Genomic DNA, 25,945 nt, shown 5'->3' on the forward strand with positions numbered 1-25,945 from the left:
GCGACGAATCCATCGGCTTGGTCGGATCCTGGTTGCGCATCTGCTGCGTCAGCAGGCTGAGGAAATCGGCCTGGCTCAGGGTCTTGTCCTTGCCCACGTTGGCTGCCTGCGCAGCGCTGGCACCCACGTTGGAAACATTCATGCCGCTCATGCCGTATGCCTCATAAATCGCCGCCTCACTTGCCTAGATCCAGCGTCTTCTGCATCAGCTGGCGCGTCGAATTCATCACCTCGACGTTGTTCTGGTACGAGCGCGAGGCGGAGATCATGTTGACCAGCTCGTCCACCGGGTTGACGTTGCTGGCGTAGACGTAGCCATTGGCGTCGGCCATCGGATTGCCCGGCTCGTAGTGGGCGGGGATCGCGGCCTGGCTTTCGGTGAGGCCGTTGACCTGCACGCCGGCCGTGCCGTTGTCCTGCAGCTGGCCCAGCACGCGCTGCTTGACCGCCGCGAACAGCGGCTCCTTGGCCCGATAGGCACCCTGCTCGGTGCCGGACACGCTGTCGGCGTTGGCCAGGTTGCTGGCGACGGTGTTGAGCCGCAGCGACTGCGCGGCCATGCCGGAGCCGGCGGTATCGAAAATGCCGAACATGGAGCTCATGGCGTTATCCCGTGATCGCGGTGCGCAGCATGCGGATCTGCGCGGTGATGAAGGCCAGGCTGGCCTGGTAGTGCACGCCGTTGGCGGCGAAGCTGGCCTGCTCGACCTGCTCGTCGACGGTGTTGCCGTCCATGCTCGGCTGGGTCGGGTTGCGGTAGGCAAGCTGGCCGGCCGACTGCGTCGACGGATTGATCTGGCCCGGTGCGGTGGTGGTCATTTCCAGCGCGCCCTGCCCGCCGGTGGCGTCGCTCAGGGCCTTGCGGAAGTCCACGTCGCGGGCGAGATAGCCGGGCGTGTCGGCGTTGGCCAGGTTTCCGGCCAGCACTTCGCTGCGACGCTGCCAAAGGGCCAGCGCCTGGGTATGCATGCCGAACAGATTGTCGGTGGGTACGCTCATCGCTCTCTCCGCGCCGCTGGGACCGCACGGGGCTAGAGGCAATTCGCGTGCCATGGGCTGGAAAGCCCCGCTCTACAAGGGTTTCCCGCGTGCGGCGGAATCACGCCGCGGGGGAAAAGTCGGAAAACCGACGCGGATGGTTGGGCGCGGCAGCGCAGCGATGGCGCCGGACCAGGCTGCAGGCCGCTACGCGGCGGGCAGCCCGGCTCGCGCGCGACGGCTCGCTTTCGCGGCAAGCCTCATGCCGCGGCGAGGATGAGGCGTTGCGTCAGTTGCCGGCTGCCGCGCCTCGCACCTCACTCGGTCATTCGCGCGCGGGAAATTCGGCCCACTTCGGACCACACATCAACGTGGAACCCCGCGTGCGCGGGAATGACGGCCTTGAACGGTATGGCCCCCCACCGGAATCGGCCCGAAAACGGGGACAAGCACCCCCAGCACGCTTCGTGCCGCAGGGTGTGGCGCGTCGTGTCAGCGCGTCAGTTCCAGGCTTCGCGCGTGGAGAACCAGGCGCCGGGCCGGACCCCGTACCTCCCGCCGTCATTCCCGCGCACGCGGCAATCCATCCTGCTTTGGAGGCCAGCATGAAGCGCCTTCAAGCGTGCGCGGCAGTGACAGGCTGGAACGAGCCGGGCGCGCGCCAGGATCAGCCGACGACGGGACAAGCGCCGCCAGCACCCTTCATGCCGCGGGGCGTGGAGCCTCGCGTCAAGGGTTCAGTTCCGGCCGTCGCGCGCCGCGGCGCAAGCCCGCCCGCGCATCCACGCCGTCATTCCCGCGGACGCGGGAATCCATTGGCTTTGAAGCAACGTCAACATGGACTCCCGCGTCCGCGGGAATGACGACCCCGAAGGACCTGCGCCACCGCGGCATGAAGTTCCGGGCGTGTGCCACCAAAAGCCTCAGGCCGGCAGCAGATCCAGTACCGCCTGCGCCAGCAGGTCCGGCTGGAACTTGGCAATGAAGCGGTCGGCGGCGACTTCCTTCACCATCGCCTCGTTGAAGATGCCGCTGATCGAGCTGTGCAGCACCACCTTGAGCCGGCGCAGCTGCGGCGTCTCGCGGATCGCCCGGGTCAGTGCGTAGCCGTCCAGCTGCGGCATCTCGATGTCCGACACCACCAGATTGATGCGCTCGGACGGGTCCACCTCGGCCAGTTCGACCAGCTTTTCCAGCGCCAGTGCGCCGTTCTCCACCAGCACGCACTCGATGTTCATCTGGCGGAACACGCCCTCGATCTGGCGGCGCGCCACCAGCGAGTCGTCGGCCACCAGCACCCGCCGTGGCTGCATCAGATGTGCATCCACCGCGCGCTGCATGTGCGCGGACAATTCGCCGGGCACGCCGTGGATACCGGCCAGCACCTGCTCCACGTCGACCACCGCCACCAGCGCGCCGTCGACGCGGGTGATCGCGTTGACCCGCGCGCCGAAGCCCAGCGCCACGTCCGGCGCCACCAGCGATTCGCCGGCGCAGTGCACCATGTGGCGCAGATCGGCGACCAGGAAACCCTGCACCGTGCGATTGAATTCGGTCACCAGCAGGTGTGCGCTGGCCACGTCCTTCAGCGGCGCGTAGCCGAGCGCGGCGGCCAGGTCGATCACCGCGATGGTCTGGCCGCGGTAGTCGCAGCTGCCGGCAATGAGGTCGTGCGCCCCGGGCATGCGTTCCAGCGGCGGACGGCGCAGCACCTCGCGCACCTTGAACACGTTGATGCCGAACAGCTGCGCGTCGCCGAGCCGGAACAGCAGCATGGCCACGCGGTTGTGCCCGGCCAGCCGGGTGTGTCGTTCGACGCTCTCAAGTAGCGCACCGCTCATGCCGTCTTTCCTCGAATGCGCACCGCCTGCGCGGTGGGTCAACGCCTATCGGCCGGGCATCGCGCGGCTTGAGGCCGGGGGCACCGTGCACGATGGCATGTGCCTTGCTTGCTCAAGTTCCGAGGCCGCCAGCCGATCCCGGGCTGGCCACCTGAAAAGGAAACACTTCTCCATGAGCTTCATCCGCAGTCAGCATCTGGCCGCCTTCGTCCAGGCAGCCGCCAGTGGCGACGAGGCCCAACTCGGCGCCCTGGGCCGCCGCCACCCGGCGCTGGCCCAGGCGTTGGCACCGCTGCTCAAGTTCGCTTCCGGCCGCCCACCCGCCGCGGTGGCGCTGCAGACGATCGAGCAGCAGAGCCTGCTGCTCGGCGCCGCCCAGCAGCTCGCCCGCGAGCAGGCGTCGATGGAGGAGTCCGCGCGCGAGTGCCGCGACAGCGTCGGTCGTTTGACGGACGGCAGCGCCGGTATCTCGACGGCCCTGCAACAAGTGGCCGCCGGGCTGGACAGCGCCGACCAGGCAGCACACGCCAGCGCCGGCAACGTCAGCGAGCTGGACGGCCAGCTGCGCCTGCTGCGCAGCGCGATGGCCGCCATGAGCCGCAACCAGAACAAGCTCGCCGAACAGGTCGCGCAGATCCGCAAGCTCACCGGCGTGGTGCAGGAGATCGCCCACCAGACCAACCTCGTCGCGCTCAACGCGGCGATCGAGGCGGCCCGTGCTGGCGAGGCAGGCCGCGGCTTCGCGGTGGTGGCCGACGAGGTCAAGCAGCTGGCGGAGAAGACCACCCAGACCACCACCGAAATCGAGACGGTCACCGGATCGATCGGCGAGTTCGCCCTGCAACTGGACGGCGATGTACGCCAGGGCGTGCAACGCCTGGAGCGCGCGCAGTCCGGCGTGGGCCAGGCCGACGGTTCGCTGCAGCAGGGCTCGGCCGCGCTGCAGCTGGCGCGCGAGCGCATCGGCACGCTGCGCCAGAACCACGACGCCCAGCACGTGCGCGCCACCGGTGCGCAGGCCACGCTCGGGGCGCTGCAGCGACGCAATACCGAAGCACGCCGGCAGGCCGAAGTGGTGGCGCGTTCCGCCCTGCTCTCGCAGCGGCTTGGGCTGGAGTGGCTCGAAGGGGTCAGCGGCAAGGATCCGGCCAGCCTCAGCCTGACCGTGCGCGAGTCGGCCCAGGGCATGCGCCAGGCGATGGAGCTGGCGCTGGCCGAGCCGGCCGCGCTCGATCGCCGCTGGTTCGACACCGCGGCGTTGCAGCGCGCACTGCAGCGCCTGCTCGCGCAGTACAAGGATCACCCGGCCGGCAACGAGCTGAGTGGCGCCTGCACCCGCCTGGGCGAGCGCGGCACTGCATTTGTCGGCCTGCTGTGCGAGGGCAAGAGCGCCGAGGCCGGCGAGCTCGCACCTGCGCTCGAGCGCGAGCGCGAAGCGCTGGTGAACCAGCTCGCCCTGCTGCTGGCCGAGAGCTGATGCGCCGGCACGCCGGCCCGCACTGCCTCGTGATGCTGGCGCTGTGCCTGGGCATGGCGCCGGCGTGGGCGCGGGCCGGCGGCGCCGACATCAGTGCGTTTGCCGAACAGTGGCTGATCGCGCAGTACAGCCAGCCCGGCAGCACCGTGAAGGCCCGCGCCAGCGCCGTGGACGACAGCCTCGCCCTGGCCGACTGCAGTGGCGCGATGAGCGCCAGCCTGCCGCCGAACATCCGTCCGCGCCCGCGCATGAGCGTGCAGGTGCGCTGCACCGGCACGGCCGGCTGGAGCGTGCGCGTACCGGTCAGCCTGGAGATCTTCCGCCAAGTGCTGGTCACTACCCGGCCGCTGCTGCGCGGCGACGGCCTGCAGGCCGGCGACCTGCGCAGCGAGTCGCACGACATCACCCGGCTCGGCTACGGCTATGTGGAGACCTTGCAGCAGGTGGCCGGCCGCACGCTGGCCCGCCCATTGGCCGCCGGCAGCGTGCTTACGCCCGCGGCGCTGGGCGGACGCGAGATGGTCCGGGCCGGTGACCACGTGCAGGTCGTGGCGGCGCTGGACGGAATCGAGGTGCGCGCCGAAGGTGTTGCACTGGGCAGCGGCGACAACGGCGCCCGCCTGCGGGTGCGCAACGAAGTCTCCGGGCGGGTAGTGGACGCCATGGTGGACGCGCCGGGCGTGGTGAGGGCGCTACCCTGAACAGACGACAAAACTGGGCGGATCGGCCCTAAAGTTCCCGCAGCCACTGCCGATGCAGTGGACACAGGGCCAAAACCGAATCGAGAACGGACCCATGAATACGACCATTTCCAACAACAACCTGCCCAAGCTCGCGCAGGCCAACTCCGCCCAGGGCAACGCCTCGTCGCAGGCGCCGTCCAGCGCCGGCAGCGCCGACGCCAGCGGCAGTGCCGCCGCCTCGGCCGACCGGGTCAACCTGACCGACTCGGCGCGTGCGCTGCAGGAAGCCTCCCGCGCCGGCGACTCGTCGCCGATCGACACCGCCAAGGTGGAGCGCGTGCGCCAGGCGCTGGCATCGGGCAGCTACCAGGTCAATCCCGAGCGCATCGCCGACAGCCTGCTTTCGCTGGAAGGCCAGATGGGCGGCACCAAGCCGACCCCGGGCGCTGCGTGAACGCCATGCTGCAGGTCGAACTGGACAGTGCGCTGAGCACCGTGCTGGACGACATGCAGCGCGCGGTGGACAGCTTGTCCGCCGTGCTCGCGGATGAGCGCGAGGCCCTGCTCTCGGCCGATGTGACCGCGCTGGACGCGGCCGGCTCGCGCAAGCAGGCGCTGATGCAGTTGCTCGAACAGCTCGATGCCGAGCGGCTGCAGCTCAGCCGCAGCGCGCCGCAGACGGCCAGAGAGCTCGAGCCGCGCTGGCAGGCGCTGCTGCAGGTCTTGCGCGGCTGCCGCGAAATGAACCAGCACAACGGCAGCGTGGCGAGCCAGCGACTGGGCTCGGTGCGCCGCGCACTGGCAGTGCTCACCGGCCAGGACGCCGACGGCGGCGTCTACGGCCGCAGCGGAGCGCTGCAGACCAGACCCCGGCTGCAGACGCTGGCCGAGGCCTGATTTTCGAAATCCCGCGGGGCGCGCCGCGCCCTGCACCCGCGCGAAGAACTCTCATGAACGAAGCTGCCGTTTCCGCCCCCTCCCAAGCCAAAGCGGCCAGTGCCCCGGGCAGCGAGATGCCGCTGCCGGTCGTGCGCCTGCCCATGCTCGACGCCAAGCGCCAGCTGTTCGCCTACGAGATCCTGTTTCACCGCGAAGGCATCGACGAAGCCGTGCTGATGCAGCGCGTGCTGTCGACCATTCTGGACGGCGCCCTGACCCGCCTGGTGCGCGGCAACCGCACCTTCCTGCGGCTGTCGCGCGAACTGCTGCTGGAGCAGACCGACGTGCTGCTGCACCAGCCGCGCTTCGGCGTGCTGCTGCGTCAGGAGGTCGCGCAGGACGCGCCGCTGATGGAGCGCCTGCAGCAGATGGCGCAGCGCGGCTGCCTGCTGATGCTCGACGTCACCGACACCACGCTGCAGCCGTCCGCGGCGCTGGAGTCCCTGCTGCAGATCGTGCAGTTCGTGCGCCTGGACGCCAGCGTGATGTCGCCCGAAACGTTGCGCGAGACCACCCAGACGCTGCACGACCGCGGCATCTGGGTCGTGGCCGGCCAGGTCGACGACCACGCCACCTACCAGCGCTGCCTCGAGCTGCCGCTGCAGGCGATCCAGGGCAGGTATCTGCTGATTCCGGAAACGGTGGAGGTGCCGGTGCTCACCGCCAACCGCCTGAGCATGCTGCGCCTGATGCGCGAGCTGCAGGAATCCAACCCGGGCCCGATCGAGCTGGGCGACATCATTCGCGACGACGCCATCCTCAGCTACAAGCTGCTCAGCTGCGTCAACTCGGCCTACTTCTCGCTGCCGCGGCAGTTGAAGTCGGTGCAGCAGGCGGCGATCTTCTTCGGCGTCACCCGCATGCGCAACTGGATCTACACCATGTCGCTCAGCGGCATGGACGATCGCCCGCCGGAGCTGCTGCGCGCGGCACTGATCCGCGCGCACATGTGCGAGAAGCTCGCCTCCGGTGCCGGCATGCCGCGCGACAAGCAGGAGATGGCATTCACCGCCGGCCTGTTTTCGCTGCTGGACACGCTGATGTGCGCACCGATGGAGTTCGTGCTCAGCCATCTGCCGCTGGTGCCGGAGATCGCGGAGGCGCTGGTCGGTGGCCGGGGGCCGTTCGGGCCGCTGCTGGAACAGATCTACGCGTGGGAAGCGGGCGAGCTCAGCGGCCAGCAGGCCCAGCCGCAGCGCATCCAGCGGATGGCCTCGATCTACCTCGAGGCAACGCAGTTCGCCGACCAGGTGTTTTCGCACGCCGAACCCAAGCCGAACTGACCGGATCTCCCGCGAGCCGCGCCGGCATACCTGCCCGGCCCGCCGCAGATCGGCGGCGCGCCGGCGACGCGCGTCAGCCGCCGATGCTGTCCAGCACCAGGTGCCGCCACAGCACCAGCGCGGCCATTGCCAGCATCACCAGCCAGCTCAGCACGATGCCGACGGCGCGCCCGAATGAGCGCCCGCTGTGGCGCGACAGGCCCCACGCGTGCAGCGCCCGCGCCAGCAGCAGCACGATGCCGAAACCGTGCACGAGATCCGCGCGCACCTGGTCCAGCTCGATCACCAGCAGCAACAGCAGCGCGAGCGGCAGGTACTCCACGGCATTGGCGTGCGCGCGGATGGCGCGCGCCAGCTCCGGCAGTCCGCCGTCACCCAGCGCCACCTTGCGCGCGTTGCGCAGCCAGATCACCCGGCCGGCAAGCAACAGCACCAGCAGCACGGCCAGCGCGACGTAGATTCCGGTGATATGCATGCGGTAACTCCCTTGAGAATGTGCTGAGCAAATGGGCCCTGCCCCACCGGCGGTGCCTGCCGGCAAGGCACGAGCAGCGGTGAAGACGTAGGCCGTGGGTCGAGCCAACGCTGCAGGCGCCTGGAAGAACGAAGAACCGAGCGGCCCGAAGGACGCCGTCGCATGGCGAGCCATCGCGCTTGGACCCGTCGCAGGGCAGCTTGCACGAATACCGGAGCGACGATTCGTCCCGCGCCGCGCGTTACGTGGTGCGCGGGCAGGACTGTCGATGCGCCGCCGATACGCGACTGATCGGACCGTCGCTAGTGCTTGTCGGCGTTCAAGCCGAATCCATGACGACGCCAGAGCGGCCAGGCGGCGAGCGCCAGTCCCAGCAAGGCCACGCCGAACCAGCGCAGGCTGACACCGCTGCTGCCGCCGAGCCACATGGCCCCGGCGACCGAGCCGATCACCAGCGCCGAGATGCCCAGCGGGAGCAGCACGTCGCTCACGTGCTGGCGCCGCGTCCACAGCAGTGCGAGCACGCCCAGCGCACCCAGCAACAGCGCCGCGCCGCGACGTGGCATCACCGCTTCGGGCGGCACCGGCAGGTCGGGAAACAGGTCCAGCACCGGACGATCGCCCACCTGCACCTCATAGCCCTTGCCATCGGTGGCGTCGGTGGCCGGCACCAGCGTGTCGCCATCGAGCCGCCCGACGATGGTTACCTCCTGCAGCGGCACCGTGTCCCAGCTCACCCGCAGGTCGCCCAGCCGGGGCGAGTCTGGATGTTCGCTGGTGGTGAGGTAATTGCCATTCACGCTGAAGCTGGCAGCGAGATTGGGCGGCAAGGCCGCCCCGTCGGGCACCAGCTGCCCCGCGCCCGGCAGCGCGTGCATCAGCGCGGGCGACAGCTTGAAGCCGCTGACCTGCACGTCGCTGGCATCGAAGCGGTGCCCTTCGAGCGGAAGCTTCAGCGGATTGGCATGCCCGGCCGGGTGCATGAACTGCTGCGTGTCGACCGCATGGTCGACCCAGTCCAGCTCGTAGGTGGGCTGTCCGCCGACGATGATCTCCCGCCACTGGAACATCTCCACGCGACGGGTCAACACGGGCGTGGCGCCGCTCTGGTTGAACTCGTCGTCGCGCGGTGGCGCCACCACCTGCAGCGGCCCCGCGACCCGCACCATGAAACCGTGCTGGCCGGCTTCCGGACCACTCTGGCGGCCCAGATCGAGCACGTCGCCGCCGTGCCGCTGGGCAGCCTGGCGATAGGCGAGCAGGCCGTTCTCCGTCAACGCCACGAGCCCAACGGCCGCGAGCAGAAGCAACGCGCCCAGCACCTTGAGCACGGCGTTGCCACTGGCAAGCTCACGTGGCAACCGCAACGGGCTCATGCTGCCGCTCCCGACACAGGCAACGCTCCGGCCAGCGCCGGCTGCTCGTGCGCCGTGCCGAAGCGACCGCGGGCGTCGCAGGTGACCTGGGCCAGGGCACAGTCATGGTCATGGGTGAAAAACAGGCGGACGTCGCGCTCGAGCTTGTCCTGCAGGAACTCGCGCTTTTCGTCGATCAACTTTTCCGGCCACCGGTCGTAGCCCATGGTGATCGGCAGGTGCACCCAGTGGCGGCCCGGAATCAGGTCGGCGCAGAACACCACGCCGCCCGCTTCTGCCAGCATCAGCCCCGGCGTGTGGCCGTTCGAATAGTGAAAGCGCACAGCCTCGCCGAACGTCTGCGAGTACTCGCCTTCGACCAGTTCGAGCCGCCCGCTCGCCTGCAGCAGCGCCGGCAGCTCGGGAATGAACGAGGCGCGGTCGCGCGGATGCGGCTCCTGCGCACGACGCCAGTGCTCGGCCCCAACCAGGAATCGCGCGCGGGGAAAGAGCAGGCGCGGCGCTTCGCCGTCCGACCAGGGCGCGAGCAGGCCACCGGCATGATCGAAGTGCAGGTGCGAGAGCACGACCACATCGATGTCTTCGTGGCGTACCCCGACTGCCGCCAGCGAGTCCAGCAGGACATGGCGGTCCTCCACCACCCCATAGCGTTCGCGCAGGGCGGGCTCGAAGAACGCGCCGATGCCGGTCTCGAACAGCACGGTGCGGCCGTCCAGATCCTTCACCAGCAGGCAGCGGCAGGCCAGCGGGATGCGGTTCTGCTCGTCCGGAGTGATCCAGCGCGACCACAGCGCCCTGGGTGCATTGCCGAACATGGCGCCGCCGTCGAGCCGTTGCGAATTGCCGATGATCGAGAAAAATTGCATGCGTCGGCCCTGCAGAATGAAGCGCGCCGACTCAACCGCCGTCGGCGGCGGCGGTCAGCTGGCGGTACTTGAGATCGAGCTGCACGTCGGTCTCGACGTGATCCGGGTCGGTGATGATGCATTCGACCGGGCACACCACCACGCACTGCGGCTCGTCGAAGTGCCCGTGGCACTCGGTGCACAGCGCCGGATCGATCACGTAGAACTCTTCGCCCAGCGAGATTGCCTTGTTCGGACAGGCCGGTTCGCACACGTCGCAGTTGACGCAGGTATCGAGGATCTTCAGGGACATGCGCTTCTTGCTCTGCCGTGCGGCGACCGGTGCGGCGGCGGCCAGAGCCAGCCGCCGCCCGGCCAGGGTATCCGCCGGTTCCGAGAGGCACCGGCGGATACCTGGATGGTGCCGATTACATGGCGACGAAACGAATCGTTGCGCCGGTCGGGGTCAGCACCTCGTTCACGCGCTGCTTCTCGGCCTCGTCGCCGATGAACAACACGATCACGTCCTTGAACGCGCCAGGCTTGGCACCGGCAAAGGCGGCGGTGATGAAGTCGGCGGTCTTGGCCGAGCTGGGGCCGGCGAACACCAGCATGTTGCCCGGCAGCACGCCGCGCGCCACCACGCCCTGCACCGCCTCGAGCTGGCGGGCGTACTTGGCCTGGGCGTCCTCGTCGTCGCCGGCCGGCACCAGGTAGGCGTACGGACGGTCGGCCGTCATGCCCTGCATGTTGGCGGTGACGATCTGGCCGAGGTAGGCGTTCCAGGCCTTGGTGTCGTTGGGATCGGTCGGCTTGGTGACCTTCTGGACCTGCTGGGCCGCCTGCTGGCTGTCATCCTGCTTGTTGCAGGCGGACAGCATCACGGTGCCGGCCAGGGCGAGCGTAACGGCGAGGACGAACTTACGCATGATGATCACCTTCGGTTTCGGGTTGCTTTTTATGCCAGCGCTGACGCATGGCCTGTTGCACTGCCGGATGCACGAAACCGGAGATATCGCCGCCGAGGCGGCCGATCTCGCGCACCAGCGAGGAGGAAATGAAGCTGTACTGCTCGGCCGGGGTCAGGAACAGCGTCTCGACCCGGGGGATGAGGTGCCGGTTCATGCTGGCCAGCTGGAACTCGTATTCGAAGTCCGACACCGCGCGCAGGCCGCGAATGATCACCCCGGCGCCGATCTGGTCCACGAACGACGCAAGCAGGCAATCGAAGCCGCGCACTTCCACGTTGCGCAGGTCCGCCAGTGCCAGCCGCGCAAGCGCGATGCGCTCATGCAGGCTGAAGCCCGGCCCCTTGCCCTTGTTCGGGCTTTCGGCCACGGCCACCACCACCCGGTCGAACAGCGGAGCGGCGCGCGCGACCAGGTCGGCATGACCGTTGGTGATCGGGTCGAAGGTGCCCGGATAGACCGCAAGACGCGTGTTGACCGACGGCGAAGTCACGGATGCTCGAGGCCCCATACAGTGAAGCGTTTAGCTTAACGGATGCGTCCGGGCGCGGCGATAGAGCGCGTGGCGCACTTCGCCGGCCTGTCCCTCGCGGTGCAGCAGCCATTGCGGTGGCAGCTCGGGCACCTGCCCGCGCGGCGATTCCACGTAAAGCCACGCCGACGGGCTGAGCCAGCCGCCCTCCAGCTGCCGCGCCAGCGCGCCCCACAGGTCGGCGTCAAACGGCGGGTCGAGCCAGACCACATCGAACGGCCGCGGCGGCCCGGAAAGAAAGCTGGCCGCATCGGCACCACTGAGCTGCGCATGCGGCACGTTCAGTCGCGCCAGGTTGTCCCGCAGCGCCTGCAGGGCCCGCGGCTGCGGCTCCACGAACTGCACGCTGGCGGCCCCGCGCGACAGCGCCTCGATGCCGAGCGCACCGCTGCCGGCACACAGATCGAGCCCTGAAGCCCCACCGATGACCGGAGCAAGCCAGTTGAACAGCGTTTCCCGGACCCGCTCGGGGGTCGGGCGCAAGCCCGGCAGATCCGGCACGTCCAGCCGCGAATTTCGCAAGCTGCCACCGATGACGCGCAACCGTCCGGGAGCGCCTCTCATGCCGCTGCGCCCTCAGCGGGCAGTTCGGATCGGAGTGATAGCATGCCGCCCATTGTCTTTGAATCCCCCACGCAATGCTCAAGTTCTGGAAGAAAAAGCCCGCCGATACTGCGCCGGAACATGCCCAGCAGGAGCAGGCCAAGCAGGAGCAGGCCGAGCCGGCATCGGCGGCACCGCCCCCCGAAACCGCGGCCGCCGCCGCGGCGGTCGATGCGCCGCACAGTACGACCGGCCATGTCGCGCCGGCTGCATCACCGACAGCAACGCTGGCCGAAACACCGGCCACTGAAGCTGCCGCGGGCGATCCTCCGCCCGCCAGGCGCAGCTGGCGCGAGCGCCTCAGCGGCAGCGGCTTTGCCAAAAGCCTGGGCAGCCTGTTTGTGCGCCACCCCCGGCTGGACGACGACCTCCTGGACGAGCTCGAGACTGCGCTGATCACCGCGGACGTGGGCGTCGAAGCAAGCACGCAACTGGTTGAAGCATTGCGCAAGCGCATGCACGCGCGTGAGTTCGCCAACGCCGACGGCCTGCTGGCCGCGCTTCGCCAGGCGCTGGTCGCCCAGCTGCAGCCGGTGCAGCAGCCGCTGGATGTCACCGGTCACAAGCCGTTCGTGGTGCTGACCGTTGGCATCAACGGCGTAGGCAAGACCACCACCATCGGCAAGCTCGCGCGGCGCTACCGCGACGAAGGCCGCAGCGTCTTGCTGGCTGCCGGCGATACTTTTCGCGCGGCAGCAGTGAATCAGCTCAAGACCTGGGGCGAGCGCAACCAGGTGCCGGTGATCGCCCAAGGCCAGGACGCCGATTCGGCGAGCGTGATCTTCGACGCCCTGCAGGCCGGCCGCTCGCGCGGCAGCGATGTGCTGATCGCCGACACGGCCGGGCGTCTGCACACCCAGGGCGGCCTGATGGACGAGCTGGGCAAGATCGCGCGGGTGCTGAAGAAACTCGATCCGGCAGCCCCGCACGAAGTCTTGATGGTGATCGACGGCACTACCGGGCAGAACGCGGTCAACCAGGTCAGGCAGTTCCGTCAGATCGTGGGAGTCACCGGGCTGGTGGTGACAAAGCTCGATGGCACCGCAAAAGGTGGCGTGGTGTTCGCGCTGGCGCGGGAGTTCGGGTTGCCGATTCGATTTGTCGGCCTGGGCGAGACAGCCACCGACCTGCGCACGTTCGATGCCGAAGCGTTCGTGGATGGCCTGCTGCCGGCCACCCTGGCGCAGGGCTGACGTGGCATCGCGCGACGCCGGCCCGATGAGCCGCAGATGGCGCAACGTGCTGCTTGTCGTCGCGGGGCTGGCCGCAGCCGCGCTGCTGGCCGCGGTGATCGGGGTCTACTGGCTGCTGCAACCGGATCGTTTCACCACGGCGATGCAGGCTCAGGCCAGTGCGCTGGGGCTTGAACTCAACCTCGCCAGCCCCGCCAGCCCCACGTTGTTCCCCCGCCCCGCGCTGGAGCTCCAGGGCATCACGCTGAACGAGCGCGGCGCGAGCATGCCGATCCTGCTGGCCGCGCGCGGCCGGCTCGCGCTGCCCTGGCGCACCCTGCTGGGTGGACCCACGGTGATTACCCGACTGGAAATCGATGCGCCGCGGGTCGATCTGGACGCGCTGCAGGGCTGGCTGTCCCGGCTTCCGGCCAGCGACAGCAGCCGGCCGCCGCAGATTCCCCGCATCGACACCGGCATCCTGATCAGCCGTGCCAGCCTGGTCCGCGGCAATGACATCCTGCTGGAGAATCTCGCGCTGGAAACCGGGCAGCTGATGCCCGGCGAGCCGTTCTCGCTGGACGTGACGGCGCGCGACGGCAGCGGCGACCCGGTGCTGATGCGGCTGCTCACCACGCCTCGCATGAGTGGCGCGAGCATGCAGTTCCAGAACATCGCACTGCACTTGTCGCACGGCGCCAGTGCCACCATCGATCTGCGCGGCAGCGCGCGCTGGCATGGCGCGGCGGACGCCGCCGCCGACCTCACCGGCACTCTCGACAGCGCCAACGCAGGCCGCTATGAACTGGCCATGCAGCTGACGCCAGCGACCACCCGCGATCCGTTACTGCTCCGGCTCAAGCTGGACGGCCCGGGCAACCACGCAAATCTGGAACTGCCACCGCTGGCGCTCGCCGGGTGGTGGTCGCAGCTGAGCAGCGAGAAGGGGCCGCAGCTGACGATCCCGCCCGGTCGCGGCCATGTCGAGGTAGACAAGGCCTCTTTCGGTAATGTCGCCGTGGAAGGCCTGCGCCTCGACATCGGTGATGACGTGCCTGCCGGCGCCGGCAGTAGCGCCGGCGCGCAGCAGGGTCCATGAACGAGCCATTTGCCGAACGCCTGCTGCACTGGTTCGACCAGCACGGCCGCCGGAATCTGCCCTGGCAGCTGCACGGTGCCGACGGCCGACGCGACGCCTACCGGGTGTGGCTTTCCGAGGTGATGCTGCAACAGACCCAGGTCGCGACGGTGATCCCGTACTTCCAGCGCTTCACCACCACATTGCCCACGCTCGCCGATCTTGCCCGTGCCGATGAGGACAGCGTGCTCGCGCTGTGGTCGGGCTTGGGCTACTACCGGCGCGCGCGCTTTCTGCATCAGGCGGCCAAGCGCTGCCTGGCCGAGCATGACGGTGCGCTGCCGCGCGATATCGATGCGCTGCGCAGCCTGCCCGGCATTGGCCGCTCCACCGCCGGGGCGATCTTGGCGCAAGCCCACGGGGAGCGCTTCGCGATACTCGACGGCAACGTCAAGCGCGTGCTGACCCGATATCACGGCATCCACGGTGACCCCGCGCAGGCCGCGGTGGAAAAGCAGCTGTGGCAGCTGGCCGAATCGCAGCTACCGTCGGCGCGCCTTGCCGACTACACCCAGGCGATCATGGATCTGGGCGCCACCGTATGCACCCGCGCGCAACCTGCCTGCAGCGATTGCCCCGTACGCCGTGGATGTGTAGCGCACCGGGACGGCCTCACCGACCAGTTGCCGGCCACCCGCCCGGGCAAGCGCATTCCAACTCGTCAGACGGTCATGCTGGTGCTGCGCGACAGCCAAGGGCGGGTGCTGCTTGAGCGCCGTGGGCCGCAAGGGGTCTGGTCGGGTCTGTGGAGCCTTCCCGAGGCGTCGGACCGGGACGCCGGCTGGCGACGCGCGGCGGAGTTCGCGCGGCTGGAGGATGTCCACGCGCTGCCTCCGTTCACGCACGTGTTCAGTCACTACAAGCTCGCGGTGGAGCCGTTGCTGTACGACGATGTGGCGCCACTGAGTGCAATCGCGGATCGACCGGACCTGCGCTGGAGCGATGCCTCGCAGCGCGAGGCGATGGGGCTGCCGGCCCCGGTGCGCGTGCTGCTGAACCAACTTTGATCTGTTCAGGAAATTCCATGACTCGCACCATTCACTGCAGCAAGCTGGACATCGACGCCGAGGGCCTGGAGTTCGCACCTTGGCCCGGCCCCCTGGGTCAACGCATCTATGCGGAAATTTCTAGGCCCGCCTGGCAGCAGTGGCTGGCGCACCAGACCATGCTGATCAACGAAAACCGGCTCAATCCGCTGGACCCCGCCGCCCGCGCCTTCCTCGCCGGCGAGATGGAAAAGTTCCTGTTCGGTGGCGGAGCGGCGCAGCCGCCGGGTTACGTGCCACCGGACGCGTCTTGACGCGCGCGGGTGCTTCCAGTTTAATGCGCGGCTCCACGACGCACCGGGAGCACAGCGAGGTCGCGTTGGCAGGACCCATACCCTGGCCGGGTAGCTCAGTTGGTAGAGCAGGGGATTGAAAATCCCCGTGTCGGCGGTTCGATTCCGTCCCCGGCCACCATGATGTCGAAAAGCCCGCCTGCCAAGGCGGGCTTTTTCGTTCCTGGCCCGGGGTGGCGGTTCGGGCATGTGGCGAATCACCGCTGGCCCCCTTGAGGGCGACTCCGTGATCAACGTGATGCAAATCGCGAAGCGGCTGTGAACGCTGGTGCTATGTTGGGCGCGATCTCACGATCAACGGCTGTCATCACTCACGCAAAGGGGATTCGCAATGTTCAAGAGCTCGCGGCTTCACATGCTTACGGCGGCTTTACTGACGATCGGAATGTCGACCGCAGCGATTGCCACCGATGCACCCTCCTCAGGACTCGGCCAGTCCTGGCCCAACGCCACCGACGTCAGCGCCAACCCGCACTGGCACGTGTATGTATTCGAGAAGGACGGCGTACGCTACGTGCAGGTGAACGACACCAACGGCGGCGTCCATGGCGCCATCGCCACCGCCGGCGGACAGGTGCTGGTACTGCCGATCGGCAAGGACGCGCAGAACGTCACCACGGCGACCGACCCTACCACCACCGCAACGACGTCGCCGGACACGGTCTACGCCGACGGCACGGTCACCATCAATGCGGCGGTGCAGCCCACGGGCGCCGTGCAGATGCTGGTGACGACCCCGTGCAACGACCCGGTGGAGTGCAGCACCCGGGTGCATTGACGCCACCGTGCAACCGTAGCCCTCAGTCCTGTGATCAGGGCTGGGGGTCGCGGATGATCATGCTGATGCGCCGGCGTTCCACACCTTCGCGGAATTTCACCCGGCCAGAGAATGTCGACACGCGATCCATCACCGCATCGATGCCCAGGCCGCTGGAGGGAAGCCACAGGGCCAGCTCCGATCGCGGCAGAGGTACCGCCTTGCCACCGAACGATGCGGTGACCGCAATCGCGACCCAGCGCTGCCCGGCACGCGAGACGCCGGCGCGCAGTGCCACGGAAACCGCGCTCACCGGGCGCTCGCAGCACAGCTCGAACATCACGTCGCAGACCAGGCGATAGGCCGAGATCGACAGCGCGTCGGAGACATCCTCCAGCGAGCGTTCGCGGATGTCGCACCAGTAGGCCACGCCGCTTTCCGACATCGCCCGGGCAATGGCTCCTTGACGCAAGGCCGCGGCCAGCCCCGAGGCGCGCCGGACCACCGGATTCAGGCTGTCGGCCAGGCGAAACAGCTGCTGCTGGGTCACCGCGACCTTCTTGCGGCAGTCGCGGTCATCCTGGTCGGGCAGCAGGTACTGCAGGCGCGCCAGCAGCTGGCCGTAAGTGCCCTGCACCGCCTCGCGCACGTGCTCCAGCGCCTCCGATGTCTGACGCAGGTGCAGCTCGCCCATGAACATGTTTTTCTGCGCCAGCACCATCGCGCTGTGCAGCTCTTCCTTTTCCCTGCGACCGATGGAATCGAGCGAAGCGATCCGCTCACCGAGCAGCAGCATGGTGGTGATCGCGAACGCGATGAACACCTGGGCCTGCATCGTGTCGGGGTCGGCGATTGCGGGCATGGTCGCAACCACACCGATGCTGGCGAGCGTTCCGCCAATGGCTGCCCCGTGCCAACCATGCTTCATGGCCAGCCACACCACCGGCAGGAACATCGCCATCCGGGCGCTCTGGCGCAGGCTTTCGCTCGAGGCGAACCGCCCCACCAGCACCAGGGCCACCAGGGAGCCGAGCACCATCGCGCAGGCGCCGAGCGACCCTCCCTGCAGGAACGAACGGACCGCCGCACGCCCCGGCTTGCGCTGCACCAGTTCGCGCACGCTCAGCACCAGCGGGGCGACGGTAAGTACGCCCAGAAAGTTGCCGACGAACCAGCGGCCCAAGATGGCGGGGTAAACCAACGGCGCGGCATCGGCGGGCAGCCGGGCCAGCGACAGCACGGCGAGATTGAAGAAGCTCCACAGCACCGCCGCAAACAACGTGCACAACAACAACGGCCGGATACTGACCGACCCGGTCCGGGGCAGGATCACCAACCGCTCGCGCCCCCATCGCACGACCGGTGCGGCAAGGATGATCGGAGGAAATGCGGCCAGCATCGACCAGGCCAGGCCGTACGTGTCCAGGCAGCTGAAGCTGGTCAGCGCAGCCGGACCAAGTTCACCGATGAACAACGCCGGCCAGTACTTGTACGGAGCCAGCAAAAGCACACAGAAACGCAGGCCGGCGAAAAGCACCCAGTGGGAGAAGGACACCTCGCGCAGCGCCAGAAAAACGAGCGCATAGGCCAGCGCGACGGCCACATGCGGCGACCGCTCACGCCACCAACTTCCCTGCTTTTGCATCGTGCCACTCCCCCTGCGCTGGATACTTCCGCTGTACGTCCCCGGCAGACTGACGGCGAGCGACTCGCCGCGAATTAACTGCCAGATCATGGTACGCGCCGCGGTCAAACACAAGCAGCCGCAGCACGTCAAGGTACACGCTTGAGTCCGCTGCATACGCACCGCAAGAAGCCCCTCCCGGACGCTCCCGCGGCACCGCCGATCGCTGGCGCATTCTTGCGCGGGCCGCCCGCTGGCACTGCGACCGCCCGCACGTTCCCGATCACCGCCGCGATACCGTCTCCGGGCCCGCTCCCGCGCCTCTTCCGTAGGGCAGCTGAACCGTTATCGGCCGGAAGATCGTGCGACTTGAGCGCGCCCTGCCCAACGGCGCGGCGCGGCCCCAGAATCACGCTTTCGCCGAGCAACGCCGAACATGCAAAAGAATCCCGTCTTCTACGATCCGAGCGGCAGGCGTGCCAGCCGGCTGTCGCGCGCGGGCCTGGCGGTCGCGGTGATCAGCACCCTGTTCGTGATTGCCTTCGTGCTGAGCCTGTTCATCGGCCCGAACATGCAGGGCCTGCGGCTGGGCCACCACGGACGGAGCCTGCACGCCCTGAGCGGCGTCAAAATGGTGGCTCCCGCGCTCGCCCGTCCGGCGGCGCAACTGGCGGCACAGGTGCGCTCACATCACCGGCGGGCGCGGCTCGCCGGCTCGCACGGCATGGCGCATCCGGCACCGGTTTCGCTGGCCAAGCCGGCCGGCCGCGCGTTGGCGCTCGGCTTCTACGTGAACTGGGACGACAGCAGCTATCCGTCCCTGAAGCGGGCCCTGCCGACGCTGGACTGGGTCATTCCTAGTTGGATGAGCGTCAGTGGCCCTGACATGGCGCTCAAGACCAGCGTTGATGCCAAGGCGCTGGACCTGATCCGCCGCGAGAAGCCTTCCACACCGATCCTGCCGCTGCTGCAGAACGCGGCAAATACGCAGTGGGACGGCCCGGGGCTGGCGAAGATGCTCGCCGATCCCGACCTGCGCCACGAGCGCATCGCGCAGATCGTGGCCTTCCTCGACGCCAACCGGTTCCAGGGCGTCACCGTGGATTTCGAGGAGGTGCCCGACAGCGCGCAGGGCGACCTGAAACTGTTCCTGGGCGAGCTAACCGACGCGTTCGCTCCGCACGGCTGGGGCATCGTGCTGTCGGTGCCGTTCGATGACGAGGCGTGGGATTACGCTGGCTTCGCCAAGATCGTCGATTTCGAGCTGCTGATGGCCTACGACCAGCACTGGGCCGGCAAGGACGCGGGCAGCGTTGCGGCGCAGGACTGGTTCGAGAGCACGCTCGACAAGCGCATGAAGGAGCTCGATCCCGATCAGACCATCGTGGCGCTGGGCAGCTACGGCTACGACTGGGCGCATGGGCAGAATGCCGAAGCGGTGACGTTCCAGGACGCGATGGATCGCGCCGCCGATGCGCAAGCCACCATCGACTTCGACGACGACACGCAGAACCCGCACTTTTCCTACAGCGAGGACAACGGCACCGTCCACGACCTGTGGTTCCTCGACGCCGCCACCGCCTACAACCAGATTCACGACGCCGACGGCTACCAGCCGTACGGTTACGCCGTGTGGCGACTCGGCTCGGAGGATCCGTCGATCTGGTCGGTGATCGGCCGGCCCTATGGCGCGCCCGCACCTGATGATTTGCGCACCATCGGCCAGGGCCAAGACATCGACATCGAGGGCCAGGGCGAAATCCTGCAGATCGCCTCCAAGCCCCAGCCCGGCGCGCGCACGTTCAGCGTCGACAAGGACAGCGGCGAGATCGATGGCGAGCAGTACACCGCGCTGCCCACCTCGTACGTGATCCAGCGCGTGGGCATCCAGCCGGGCAAGATCGCGCTCACCTTCGACGACGGTCCGGACCCGGACTGGACGCCGAAGATCCTCGACATCCTCAAGGCCAAGCACGCGCCGGCCACGTTCTTCATCATCGGCGAGAACGCCGAGGCGTCGCCGCGGCTCGTCCAGCGCATGGTGAACGAAGGTCACGACGTGGGTAACCACACCTTCACCCACCCCAACCTGGGCGAGACCTCGCCGGGCATCACCGCATTGGAACTCAACGCCACGCAGCGCCTGTTCGAAGCGCTCACCGGGCGCTCGATGCGGCTGTTCCGTGCGCCCTACTTCGGCGACGCCGAACCCACCACGTCCGACGAACTGGTGCCGATCGAGCAGGCGCAGGCGATGGGCTACATCGCCGTGGGCCTGCACATCGATCCGGACGACTGGCAGCGCCCGCCGCCCGACAAGATCGTGCAGAGCGTGCTCGACCAGGTGCATCACCAGAGCCCGGATCGCCAGAGTCGCGTGGTGCTGCTGCACGACGGCGGCGGCAACCGCGCCAACACGATCGTCGCGCTACCGCAGATCATCGACGCGCTGCGCGCCGAGGGCTACGAGTTTGTCACCGTCTCCGAGCTGGCCGGCCTCACCCGCGACCAGGGCATGCCACCGCTCACCATCGGCTCGCTGTCGCAGTGGGCGGATCGTTCGGTATTCCTCACCCTCGGCTGGTTCGGCCACTTCCTCAACGCGCTGTTTCTGACCGCCATCTGGCTGGGCGTGGCGCGGCTGCTCCTGCTGGGCGGGCTGGGCCTGCTTAACTGGTATCGCGACCGCCGCCGCGTGGCGCCGACGCTGGACCATCCGCCGCCGCTGGTCTCCGTGCTGATCCCGGCGTTCAACGAGGAAAAGGTGATCGCCAGCGCGATCGGCCGCATCCTCAAGAGCCGCTACGAGTCGCTGGAGGTGATCGTGGTGGACGACGGCTCCACCGACGCCACCGCCGAGGTGGTGCGCGCGCAGTACGCCGATGATCCCCGCGTGCAGCTGATCAGCATCCCCAACGGCGGCAAGGCGAACGCGGTGAACACGGCGCTGCGCGCCTCCCACGGAAAGGTGATCGTGGCGCTCGACGCCGACACCCAGTTCGAGCCGCACACCATCGCGCGTCTGGTGCGCTGGTTCGCCGACCCGGCCATCGGCGCCGTCGCCGGTAATGCCAAGGTCGGCAATCGCATCAACCTCATCACCACCTGGCAGGCACTGGAGTACATCACGGCGCAGAACCTCGAACGCCGCGCGCTGGCCGCGCTGGGCGCAATTACCGTGGTGCCCGGCGCCGTCGGCGCCTGGCGGCGCGAGGCGCTGGAGCAGCTCGGCGGCTTCCCCGGCGACACGCTGGCCGAAGACCAGGACCTCACCATCGCGATCCAGAAGGCTGGCTACAAGACCCTGTTCGATGCCGAGGCGATTGCGTGGACCGAGGCGCCCGACACCGCGCGCGGCCTGGCACGACAGCGTTTCCGCTGGGCCTACGGCACGCTGCAATGCCTGTGGAAGCACCGCGACGCCACCTTCCGCGCCCGCTACGGCGCACTGGGCACCATCGCGCTGCCGCAAGTGTGGCTGTTCCAGATCGTGTTCTCGGTGGTCTCGCCGCTGGTCGATCTGCTGCTGCTGTGGCAGGTGATCGCCACCGGGCTGGACTACCTGCAGCACCGCGGCCAGTTCAACTCGACCAACCTGATCACGATGGCGGCGTTCTACGCGCTGTTCATGGCGGTGGACCTGGGCGCCGGCGTGCTGGCCTTCGCAATAGAAAAGCGCGAGCGCTGGAGCCTGCTGTGGTGGCTGGTGCTGCAACGCTTCGGCTACCGGCAGCTGATGTACTACGTGGTGGTGCGCTCGGTGTCCACCGCCCTGCGCGGACCGTCTGTCGGCTGGGGCCGGCAGGAGCGCAAGGCCACGGTGAACAGGAGCGACGAGGAGGAACCTACCGCGCCCGCGCCGTGAGGCCGTATGGCGGGAAGCAGCCACAGGCTGCCCCGCCCGCCTGCCCCGGCCGCCGCGCCGCAGCCATCACACGCCTTGCAGCGTGTCCGCGGCATCATGCAGCGACACGGTGCGCAGCCTCTGCGCCCGACACCCGAAGGAGGATGCATGGATATCGGCATGATCGGCCTCGGCCGGATGGGCGGCAACATGGCGCAGCGCTTGCTGCAACAAGGCCATCGCGTCATCGGCTTCGACCCGAACGAGAGCGCCCGCCGTGCGCTCGCCGACCACGGCGCCGGCACCGCAACCTCGCTGGAGGAACTGGTCAGCCAGCTGCCCGCCCCGCGGGCGCTCTGGCTGATGGTGCCGGCCGGCGACATCACCGAGCAGACGGTGGCGCGACTGCAACCGCTGCTCGCCGCCGGCGATACCGTCATCGACGGCGGCAACGCGTTCTACAAGGACACCGTGCGCCGGGCCGAAGCGCTCGCGGCGCAGGGGGTGCACATGGTCGACTGCGGCACCAGCGGCGGCGTCTGGGGCCTGACCGAGGGCTACAGCATGATGGTCGGCGGCGACGCGGACGTCGTGGAGCGTCTGCGCCCGGTCTTCGAGGCACTGGCACCCGCAGCAGGCAAGGGCTGGGGCCGCGTGGGCCCGGCCGGCGCCGGCCATTTCACCAAGATGGTCCACAACGGCATCGAGTACGGGCTGATGCAGGCCTACGCCGAGGGCTTCTCGATCCTCCAGCACAAGCGCGAGTTCGCGCTGGATCTGCACCAGGTGGCCGAGATCTGGCGCACCGGCAGCGTGGTGCGGTCCTGGCTGCTCGATCTGACCGCCGATGCACTGGGCAAGAATCCGTCGATGGAGGGCATCGCACCGTTCGTGGCGGACTCCGGCGAAGGCCGCTGGACCGTCGCCGAGGCGATCGACCTGAACGTCGCTGCGCCGGTGATCTCGATGTCGCTGCTGGAGCGGCTGCGCTCGCGCGACGCCGACTCGTTCTCCGACAAGCTGCTGGCCGCCATGCGCAACCAGTTCGGCGGCCACGCGATCAAGCCGGAATGACCGCCGCGTTCCATCCCCGCTCCACCAGGAGAACGCCATGACGCGCAGCAAACGCTCATCCGCCCGCTCAGCCGGCAGCCCGCGCCAGGCGGGCCTCGCCACGCTGGCCATCGACGTGGGTGGCAGCGGGCTGAAGGCGGCGATACTCGACGAAGACGGCGTGATGCTGACGGAGCGCGTGCGCGTGGCCACGCCCGAGGGCGTCGCGCCCGAAACAATGGTCGATGCGCTGGCCGCCCTGGTGGCGCCGCTGCCGGCATTCGACCGCGTCTCGATCGGCTTTCCCGGGGTGGTGCGCGGCGACCGGGTGATCACCGCGCCGCACTTCGGCAACGAGCCGTGGCACGACTTTCCGCTCGCCGAGGCGCTCGGCCGGCGCCTCGGTGACAAGCCGGTGCGCCTGCTCAACGATGCCGACGTGCAGGGCTACGGCGTCATCGAGGGCACGGGGCTGGAGCTGGTGCTCACGCTCGGCACCGGCATGGGTTCGTCGCTGTTCTGCGATGGCCGCCGGCTGCCGCACATGGAATTTGCCCAGTTTCCCTTCCACAAGAAGAAAACCTTCAACCGCTACGTGGGCAACGCTGCGCGGCACAAGGTCGGCAACGCCAAGTGGAACCGGAGGGTGGAGAAGTGCATCGAGGCCTTCCGCACCCTGCTGCAGTTCGACCGGCTCTACCTGGGCGGCGGCAACGCCAGCAAGCTCACGCTCAGCCTGCCGCCGGATGTGCGCATCGTGGCGAACGAGGCCGGCTTGACCGGCGGCATCAAGCTCTGGCAGGACGCAGCGCCCTGAGCGCGCGCGCCTACGCTTCGGCGGGCGCGTAGCTCAATCGACCGTCGATCACCCGTGCCGGCGCGGTCATCGGGTGCGGCCTGGCCTGGCGCGCGTCGACGACGTGCCGCACGGTCCAGCCGCGCACGCAGAGCAGGTCGGCGATCATCGAGCGGTGGCAGCGCCACCACACGGCTTCGGCGCACATCATCGCGGTCGGCTGCGCCGCGGCGATCGCCACCAGCTCGGCCAGGCCCTCGGCGAATTCGGCGCTGGCCATGTGGTCGGCGTAACCCTGGAACGAGGCGTTGCGCCAGCTGGTGTTGGGCGAGTCCGGCTGCACCTTGCGTCGCCCGCCCAGCTGCGGCAGCCAGCGATAGGCAACCCCGTGCGCCGGCAGGCTGCGCTCCAGTGCCTCGCTCATGTAATGCGGATAGCGGCGCGAGCCGGGAAAACGCCGCACATCCACCACCGCGGTGACGCCCCAGTGCGCCAGCAGTGCCAGCAACTCCTCCCACGTGCGGGTGGAGTGGCCGATGGTCCAGAAGGTGCGGGCATCACCGGCATACTGCGCCGCGGCCGCCACCGCTCAGCCGACCTTATGCAGTGCGCTGCCCTTGTGCAGGGCGACGTGGTCGGTACGATCGCTGGCGATCTCGTACTGCGGATCGTCCGGCGTGCAGCGATGGGTGTGGCCCTTGTAGTCCACGTCGTGGGTGTGCACCTTGGTGATGCGGCCGCTGACGTGGCCGGCCTCGGAGTTCCAGCGAACGTGGTCGCCCACGTGGAAGGCGTGGCTCATGCATGCGCTCCGGCTCAGTGGATGGCGATGCATTGAAGCGCGCCGCCCCTCATGCGGCCGTGAAGCGCGGGTGCTGCCCGCCCGGCTCAGCCGGCGACGCCGAAAAGCATGCCGACGCCCGTGGTCAGCGCCATCGCCAATGCCCCCCAGAAGGTGATCCGCATGACGCCCACACGCACCGGCGAGCCGCCGGTGCGTGCGGCCAGGCCGCCGAGCACCGCAAGAAACACCAGCGAGGTGAGAAACACCGACCACAGCAGGATGCCGGCCGGAAACAGCGCCACTACCAGCAGCGGAAGCACGGCGCCGAGAGCGAAGCTCAGCGCCGACGCGCCGGCCGCCTGCAGCGGACGTGCCTTGAGCGTATCGGTGATGCCGAGCTCGTCGCGCATGTGCGCACCCAGCGCATCGTGCTTCATCAGCTGCTCGGCCACCTGACGCGCCAGCGACGGATCCAGTCCGCGGCCGACATAGATCGCGGCCAGCTCCTTGTGCTCGCCGTCGACGTCGGTCTCGAGCTCCTTGCGCTCGCGTTCCAGCTCGGCCGACTCGCTGTCCGCCTGCGAGTGCACGGAAACATATTCGCCAGCCGCCATCGACATGGCGCCAGCCACCAGGCCGGCCGTGCCGGCCACCAGGATGCTCTGCGTGCCCGCATGCGCGGCCGCCACGCCCAGCACCAGGCTGGAGGTGGAAACGATGCCGTCGTTGGCACCCAGCACGGCGGCGCGCAGCCAGCCCATGCGCCCGGTCAGATGGCGCTCGTTGTCCCGATAATGCATTTGCCTTTTCCCCTGCCTGTCGGCCGAACGCGATGCATCCGGCGTTGCGTGTCGCGATGGACTCAGAGCATGCGGCGCAGCGTGTTGTCGCGACGCCCGAAGTGGTGCCACAGCGCAGCGGCGATGTGCAGGCCGATCACGTAGTAGAACACCTCGCCGATGGTGCCGTGGATGTCTTCCCATTGATGGGAAAGCGCGCGATCCCCTGCGCCGAACCGCGGCGGCAACACGGTGAACCCGAACAGCGAGATGGCCTTGCCGCCCACCTGCAGCGTGATCAGCCCCAGGACCGGCTGCACCAGCAGGAACAGGTACAGCGCCACGTGGGTGACCTTCGACAGCACGGCCATCCAGCGATCCAGCGGCGGGCGCACCGGCGGGTCGACGTGCCCCAGCCGCACCGCCAGCCGGGGCAGCACCAGCAACAGCACCGCGAGGCCGGCCAGGAAGTGGGCCGCGAGCACATTGCCGCGCGTGGCGCTGCCGCGCGGGAACAGCTCGAACAGGTTGATGAACACGTACGCCAGCAGCACCAGCGCGAAGATGCTCCAGTGCAGCCAGCGCAGCGAGGCCGCGTAGCGATCGGGCGGCGTGGTCGAGGTCATGCATGGCTCCCTTGTGGCCGGAAGGCGTCGATG

Annotated in this window: 29 protein-coding genes and 1 tRNA gene; 14 read left to right on the forward strand and 16 right to left on the reverse strand. The window is 68.6% G+C overall.

The window, feature by feature from the left end; all coding sequences use genetic code 11:
* The 4 genes from VFG40_RS15490 to VFG40_RS15505 all read right to left on the reverse strand — a co-directional run.
* The coding region (locus VFG40_RS15490) for a flagellar hook capping FlgD N-terminal domain-containing protein (protein WP_324899220.1) at nt 1–151 on the reverse strand (151 nt) is incomplete at its 3' end.
* 25 nt (nt 152–176) lie between these two features.
* Nucleotides 177–602 carry a flagellar basal body rod protein FlgC gene (gene flgC / locus VFG40_RS15495; RefSeq protein ID WP_324899117.1) on the reverse strand — a complete coding sequence of 142 codons (426 nt, stop codon included), beginning with the start codon at nt 600–602 and terminating at the stop codon, nt 177–179.
* A gap of 4 nt (nt 603–606) precedes the next feature.
* Entirely contained in the window at nt 607–999 is a 393-nt protein-coding gene (gene flgB, locus VFG40_RS15500) for a flagellar basal body rod protein FlgB (RefSeq protein ID WP_324899119.1), read from the reverse strand.
* Between the two features lie 902 nt (nt 1,000–1,901).
* Nucleotides 1,902–2,819, reverse strand: coding sequence for a chemotaxis protein (locus tag VFG40_RS15505; protein WP_324899120.1), 918 nt, complete (start codon nt 2,817–2,819; stop codon nt 1,902–1,904).
* A 172-nt stretch (nt 2,820–2,991) separates the two neighbouring features.
* Here VFG40_RS15505 and VFG40_RS15510 point away from each other — a divergent pair, with 172 nt between their 5' ends.
* From VFG40_RS15510 to VFG40_RS15530, 5 genes are all read left to right on the forward strand, one after another.
* Nucleotides 2,992–4,296, forward strand: a complete 1,305-nt coding sequence (locus tag VFG40_RS15510; protein ID WP_324899122.1) for a methyl-accepting chemotaxis protein — start codon at nt 2,992–2,994, stop codon at nt 4,294–4,296.
* The gene (gene flgA, locus VFG40_RS15515) at nt 4,296–4,997 is read left to right on the forward strand and encodes a flagellar basal body P-ring formation chaperone FlgA (RefSeq protein WP_324899124.1); all 702 of its coding nucleotides are present in this window, start codon (nt 4,296–4,298) and stop codon (nt 4,995–4,997) included. Before VFG40_RS15510 ends, flgA begins: the two co-directional genes overlap by 1 nt.
* A 94-nt stretch (nt 4,998–5,091) precedes the next feature.
* Nucleotides 5,092–5,433, forward strand: coding sequence for a flagellar biosynthesis anti-sigma factor FlgM (gene flgM, locus VFG40_RS15520; protein WP_324899126.1), 342 nt, complete (start codon nt 5,092–5,094; stop codon nt 5,431–5,433).
* A 5-nt stretch (nt 5,434–5,438) separates the two neighbouring features.
* A complete protein-coding gene (locus VFG40_RS15525) occupies nt 5,439–5,876 on the forward strand; it encodes a flagellar protein FlgN (RefSeq protein ID WP_324899222.1) in 438 nt (145 codons plus the stop codon).
* Nucleotides 5,877–5,929: 53 nt separating this feature from the next.
* Nucleotides 5,930–7,201: an EAL and HDOD domain-containing protein gene (locus VFG40_RS15530; RefSeq protein WP_324899128.1), complete on the forward strand. Its 1,272-nt coding sequence runs from the start codon at nt 5,930–5,932 to the stop codon at nt 7,199–7,201.
* A 73-nt stretch (nt 7,202–7,274) separates the two neighbouring features.
* Here VFG40_RS15530 and VFG40_RS15535 read toward each other — a convergent pair whose 3' ends face one another.
* The 7 genes from VFG40_RS15535 to rsmD form a co-directional block, all read right to left on the reverse strand.
* Nucleotides 7,275–7,676 (reverse strand): MAPEG family protein, encoded by a 402-nt coding sequence (locus VFG40_RS15535; protein ID WP_324899131.1) that lies wholly within the window; start codon nt 7,674–7,676, stop codon nt 7,275–7,277.
* A 302-nt stretch (nt 7,677–7,978) separates the two neighbouring features.
* Entirely contained in the window at nt 7,979–9,052 is a 1,074-nt protein-coding gene (locus VFG40_RS15540) for a TMEM43 family protein (RefSeq protein ID WP_324899133.1), read from the reverse strand.
* Entirely contained in the window at nt 9,049–9,918 is an 870-nt protein-coding gene (locus tag VFG40_RS15545) for an MBL fold metallo-hydrolase (RefSeq protein ID WP_324899135.1), read from the reverse strand. Before VFG40_RS15545 ends, VFG40_RS15540 begins: the two co-directional genes overlap by 4 nt.
* 31 nt (nt 9,919–9,949) lie before the next feature.
* Nucleotides 9,950–10,210, reverse strand: a complete 261-nt coding sequence (locus VFG40_RS15550) for a YfhL family 4Fe-4S dicluster ferredoxin (protein ID WP_324899138.1) — start codon at nt 10,208–10,210, stop codon at nt 9,950–9,952.
* Nucleotides 10,211–10,325: 115 nt separating this feature from the next.
* Nucleotides 10,326–10,826: a hypothetical protein gene (locus VFG40_RS15555; RefSeq protein ID WP_324899140.1), complete on the reverse strand. Its 501-nt coding sequence runs from the start codon at nt 10,824–10,826 to the stop codon at nt 10,326–10,328.
* Nucleotides 10,819–11,376 carry a pantetheine-phosphate adenylyltransferase gene (gene coaD, locus VFG40_RS15560; RefSeq protein ID WP_324899143.1) on the reverse strand — a complete coding sequence of 186 codons (558 nt, stop codon included), beginning with the start codon at nt 11,374–11,376 and terminating at the stop codon, nt 10,819–10,821. The genes VFG40_RS15555 and coaD overlap by 8 nt, the downstream gene beginning before the upstream one ends.
* Before the next feature lie 12 nt (nt 11,377–11,388).
* A complete protein-coding gene (gene rsmD, locus VFG40_RS15565) occupies nt 11,389–11,961 on the reverse strand; it encodes a 16S rRNA (guanine(966)-N(2))-methyltransferase RsmD (protein WP_324899145.1) in 573 nt (190 codons plus the stop codon).
* A 74-nt stretch (nt 11,962–12,035) separates the two neighbouring features.
* Between rsmD and ftsY the strand changes: the two genes are divergently transcribed.
* The 6 genes from ftsY to VFG40_RS15595 all read left to right on the forward strand — a co-directional run bounded on the left by ftsY (nt 12,036) and on the right by VFG40_RS15595 (nt 16,427).
* Nucleotides 12,036–13,193: a signal recognition particle-docking protein FtsY gene (gene ftsY / locus VFG40_RS15570; RefSeq protein ID WP_324899147.1), complete on the forward strand. Its 1,158-nt coding sequence runs from the start codon at nt 12,036–12,038 to the stop codon at nt 13,191–13,193.
* 25 nt (nt 13,194–13,218) lie between these two features.
* Entirely contained in the window at nt 13,219–14,271 is a 1,053-nt protein-coding gene (locus VFG40_RS15575; protein ID WP_324899150.1) for an AsmA family protein, read from the forward strand.
* Nucleotides 14,268–15,317: an A/G-specific adenine glycosylase gene (mutY, locus tag VFG40_RS15580; RefSeq protein ID WP_324899152.1), complete on the forward strand. Its 1,050-nt coding sequence runs from the start codon at nt 14,268–14,270 to the stop codon at nt 15,315–15,317. Before VFG40_RS15575 ends, mutY begins: the two co-directional genes overlap by 4 nt.
* A gap of 17 nt (nt 15,318–15,334) precedes the next feature.
* A complete protein-coding gene (locus VFG40_RS15585; RefSeq protein ID WP_324899154.1) occupies nt 15,335–15,610 on the forward strand; it encodes an oxidative damage protection protein in 276 nt (91 codons plus the stop codon).
* 84 nt (nt 15,611–15,694) lie between these two features.
* Nucleotides 15,695–15,770 (forward strand) — tRNA-Phe (locus tag VFG40_RS15590).
* A 264-nt stretch (nt 15,771–16,034) separates the two neighbouring features.
* Entirely contained in the window at nt 16,035–16,427 is a 393-nt protein-coding gene (locus VFG40_RS15595; RefSeq protein WP_324899156.1) for a hypothetical protein, read from the forward strand.
* A gap of 34 nt (nt 16,428–16,461) precedes the next feature.
* Here the strand turns inward: VFG40_RS15595 and VFG40_RS15600 are convergent, their stop codons facing one another.
* The gene (locus VFG40_RS15600) at nt 16,462–18,159 is read right to left on the reverse strand and encodes an MASE1 domain-containing protein (protein WP_324899158.1); all 1,698 of its coding nucleotides are present in this window, start codon (nt 18,157–18,159) and stop codon (nt 16,462–16,464) included.
* 307 nt (nt 18,160–18,466) lie between these two features.
* Here VFG40_RS15600 and VFG40_RS15605 point away from each other — a divergent pair, with 307 nt between their 5' ends.
* The 3 genes from VFG40_RS15605 (at nt 18,467) to VFG40_RS15615 (ending at nt 23,744) form a co-directional block, all read left to right on the forward strand.
* Nucleotides 18,467–21,895, forward strand: a complete 3,429-nt coding sequence (locus tag VFG40_RS15605; protein WP_324899160.1) for a trifunctional glycoside hydrolase family 18/polysaccharide deacetylase/glycosyltransferase family 2 protein — start codon at nt 18,467–18,469, stop codon at nt 21,893–21,895.
* A 147-nt stretch (nt 21,896–22,042) separates the two neighbouring features.
* Nucleotides 22,043–22,948 (forward strand): phosphogluconate dehydrogenase (NAD(+)-dependent, decarboxylating), encoded by a 906-nt coding sequence (gene gnd / locus VFG40_RS15610; protein WP_324899162.1) that lies wholly within the window; start codon nt 22,043–22,045, stop codon nt 22,946–22,948.
* 37 nt (nt 22,949–22,985) lie between these two features.
* Nucleotides 22,986–23,744 (forward strand): ROK family protein, encoded by a 759-nt coding sequence (locus tag VFG40_RS15615; RefSeq protein ID WP_324899164.1) that lies wholly within the window; start codon nt 22,986–22,988, stop codon nt 23,742–23,744.
* 10 nt (nt 23,745–23,754) lie between these two features.
* Here VFG40_RS15615 and VFG40_RS15620 read toward each other — a convergent pair whose 3' ends face one another.
* The 4 genes from VFG40_RS15620 to VFG40_RS15635 form a co-directional block, all read right to left on the reverse strand.
* Complete coding sequence (locus VFG40_RS15620; protein ID WP_324899166.1) at nt 23,755–24,309, reverse strand: DUF488 domain-containing protein; 555 nt, start codon at nt 24,307–24,309, stop codon at nt 23,755–23,757.
* Between the two features lie 3 nt (nt 24,310–24,312).
* A complete protein-coding gene (locus VFG40_RS15625) occupies nt 24,313–24,525 on the reverse strand; it encodes a hypervirulence associated TUDOR domain-containing protein (RefSeq protein ID WP_324899168.1) in 213 nt (70 codons plus the stop codon).
* Between the two features lie 86 nt (nt 24,526–24,611).
* The gene (locus tag VFG40_RS15630) at nt 24,612–25,307 is read right to left on the reverse strand and encodes a VIT1/CCC1 transporter family protein (RefSeq protein ID WP_324899170.1); all 696 of its coding nucleotides are present in this window, start codon (nt 25,305–25,307) and stop codon (nt 24,612–24,614) included.
* A 62-nt stretch (nt 25,308–25,369) separates the two neighbouring features.
* Nucleotides 25,370–25,912 carry a cytochrome b gene (locus tag VFG40_RS15635; protein ID WP_324899172.1) on the reverse strand — a complete coding sequence of 181 codons (543 nt, stop codon included), beginning with the start codon at nt 25,910–25,912 and terminating at the stop codon, nt 25,370–25,372.
* Nucleotides 25,913–25,945: the final 33 nt, after the last annotated feature.

It is taken from the genome of Dyella sp., assembly GCF_035685805.1.
Taxonomy (GTDB): domain Bacteria; phylum Pseudomonadota; class Gammaproteobacteria; order Xanthomonadales; family Rhodanobacteraceae; genus Dyella_A.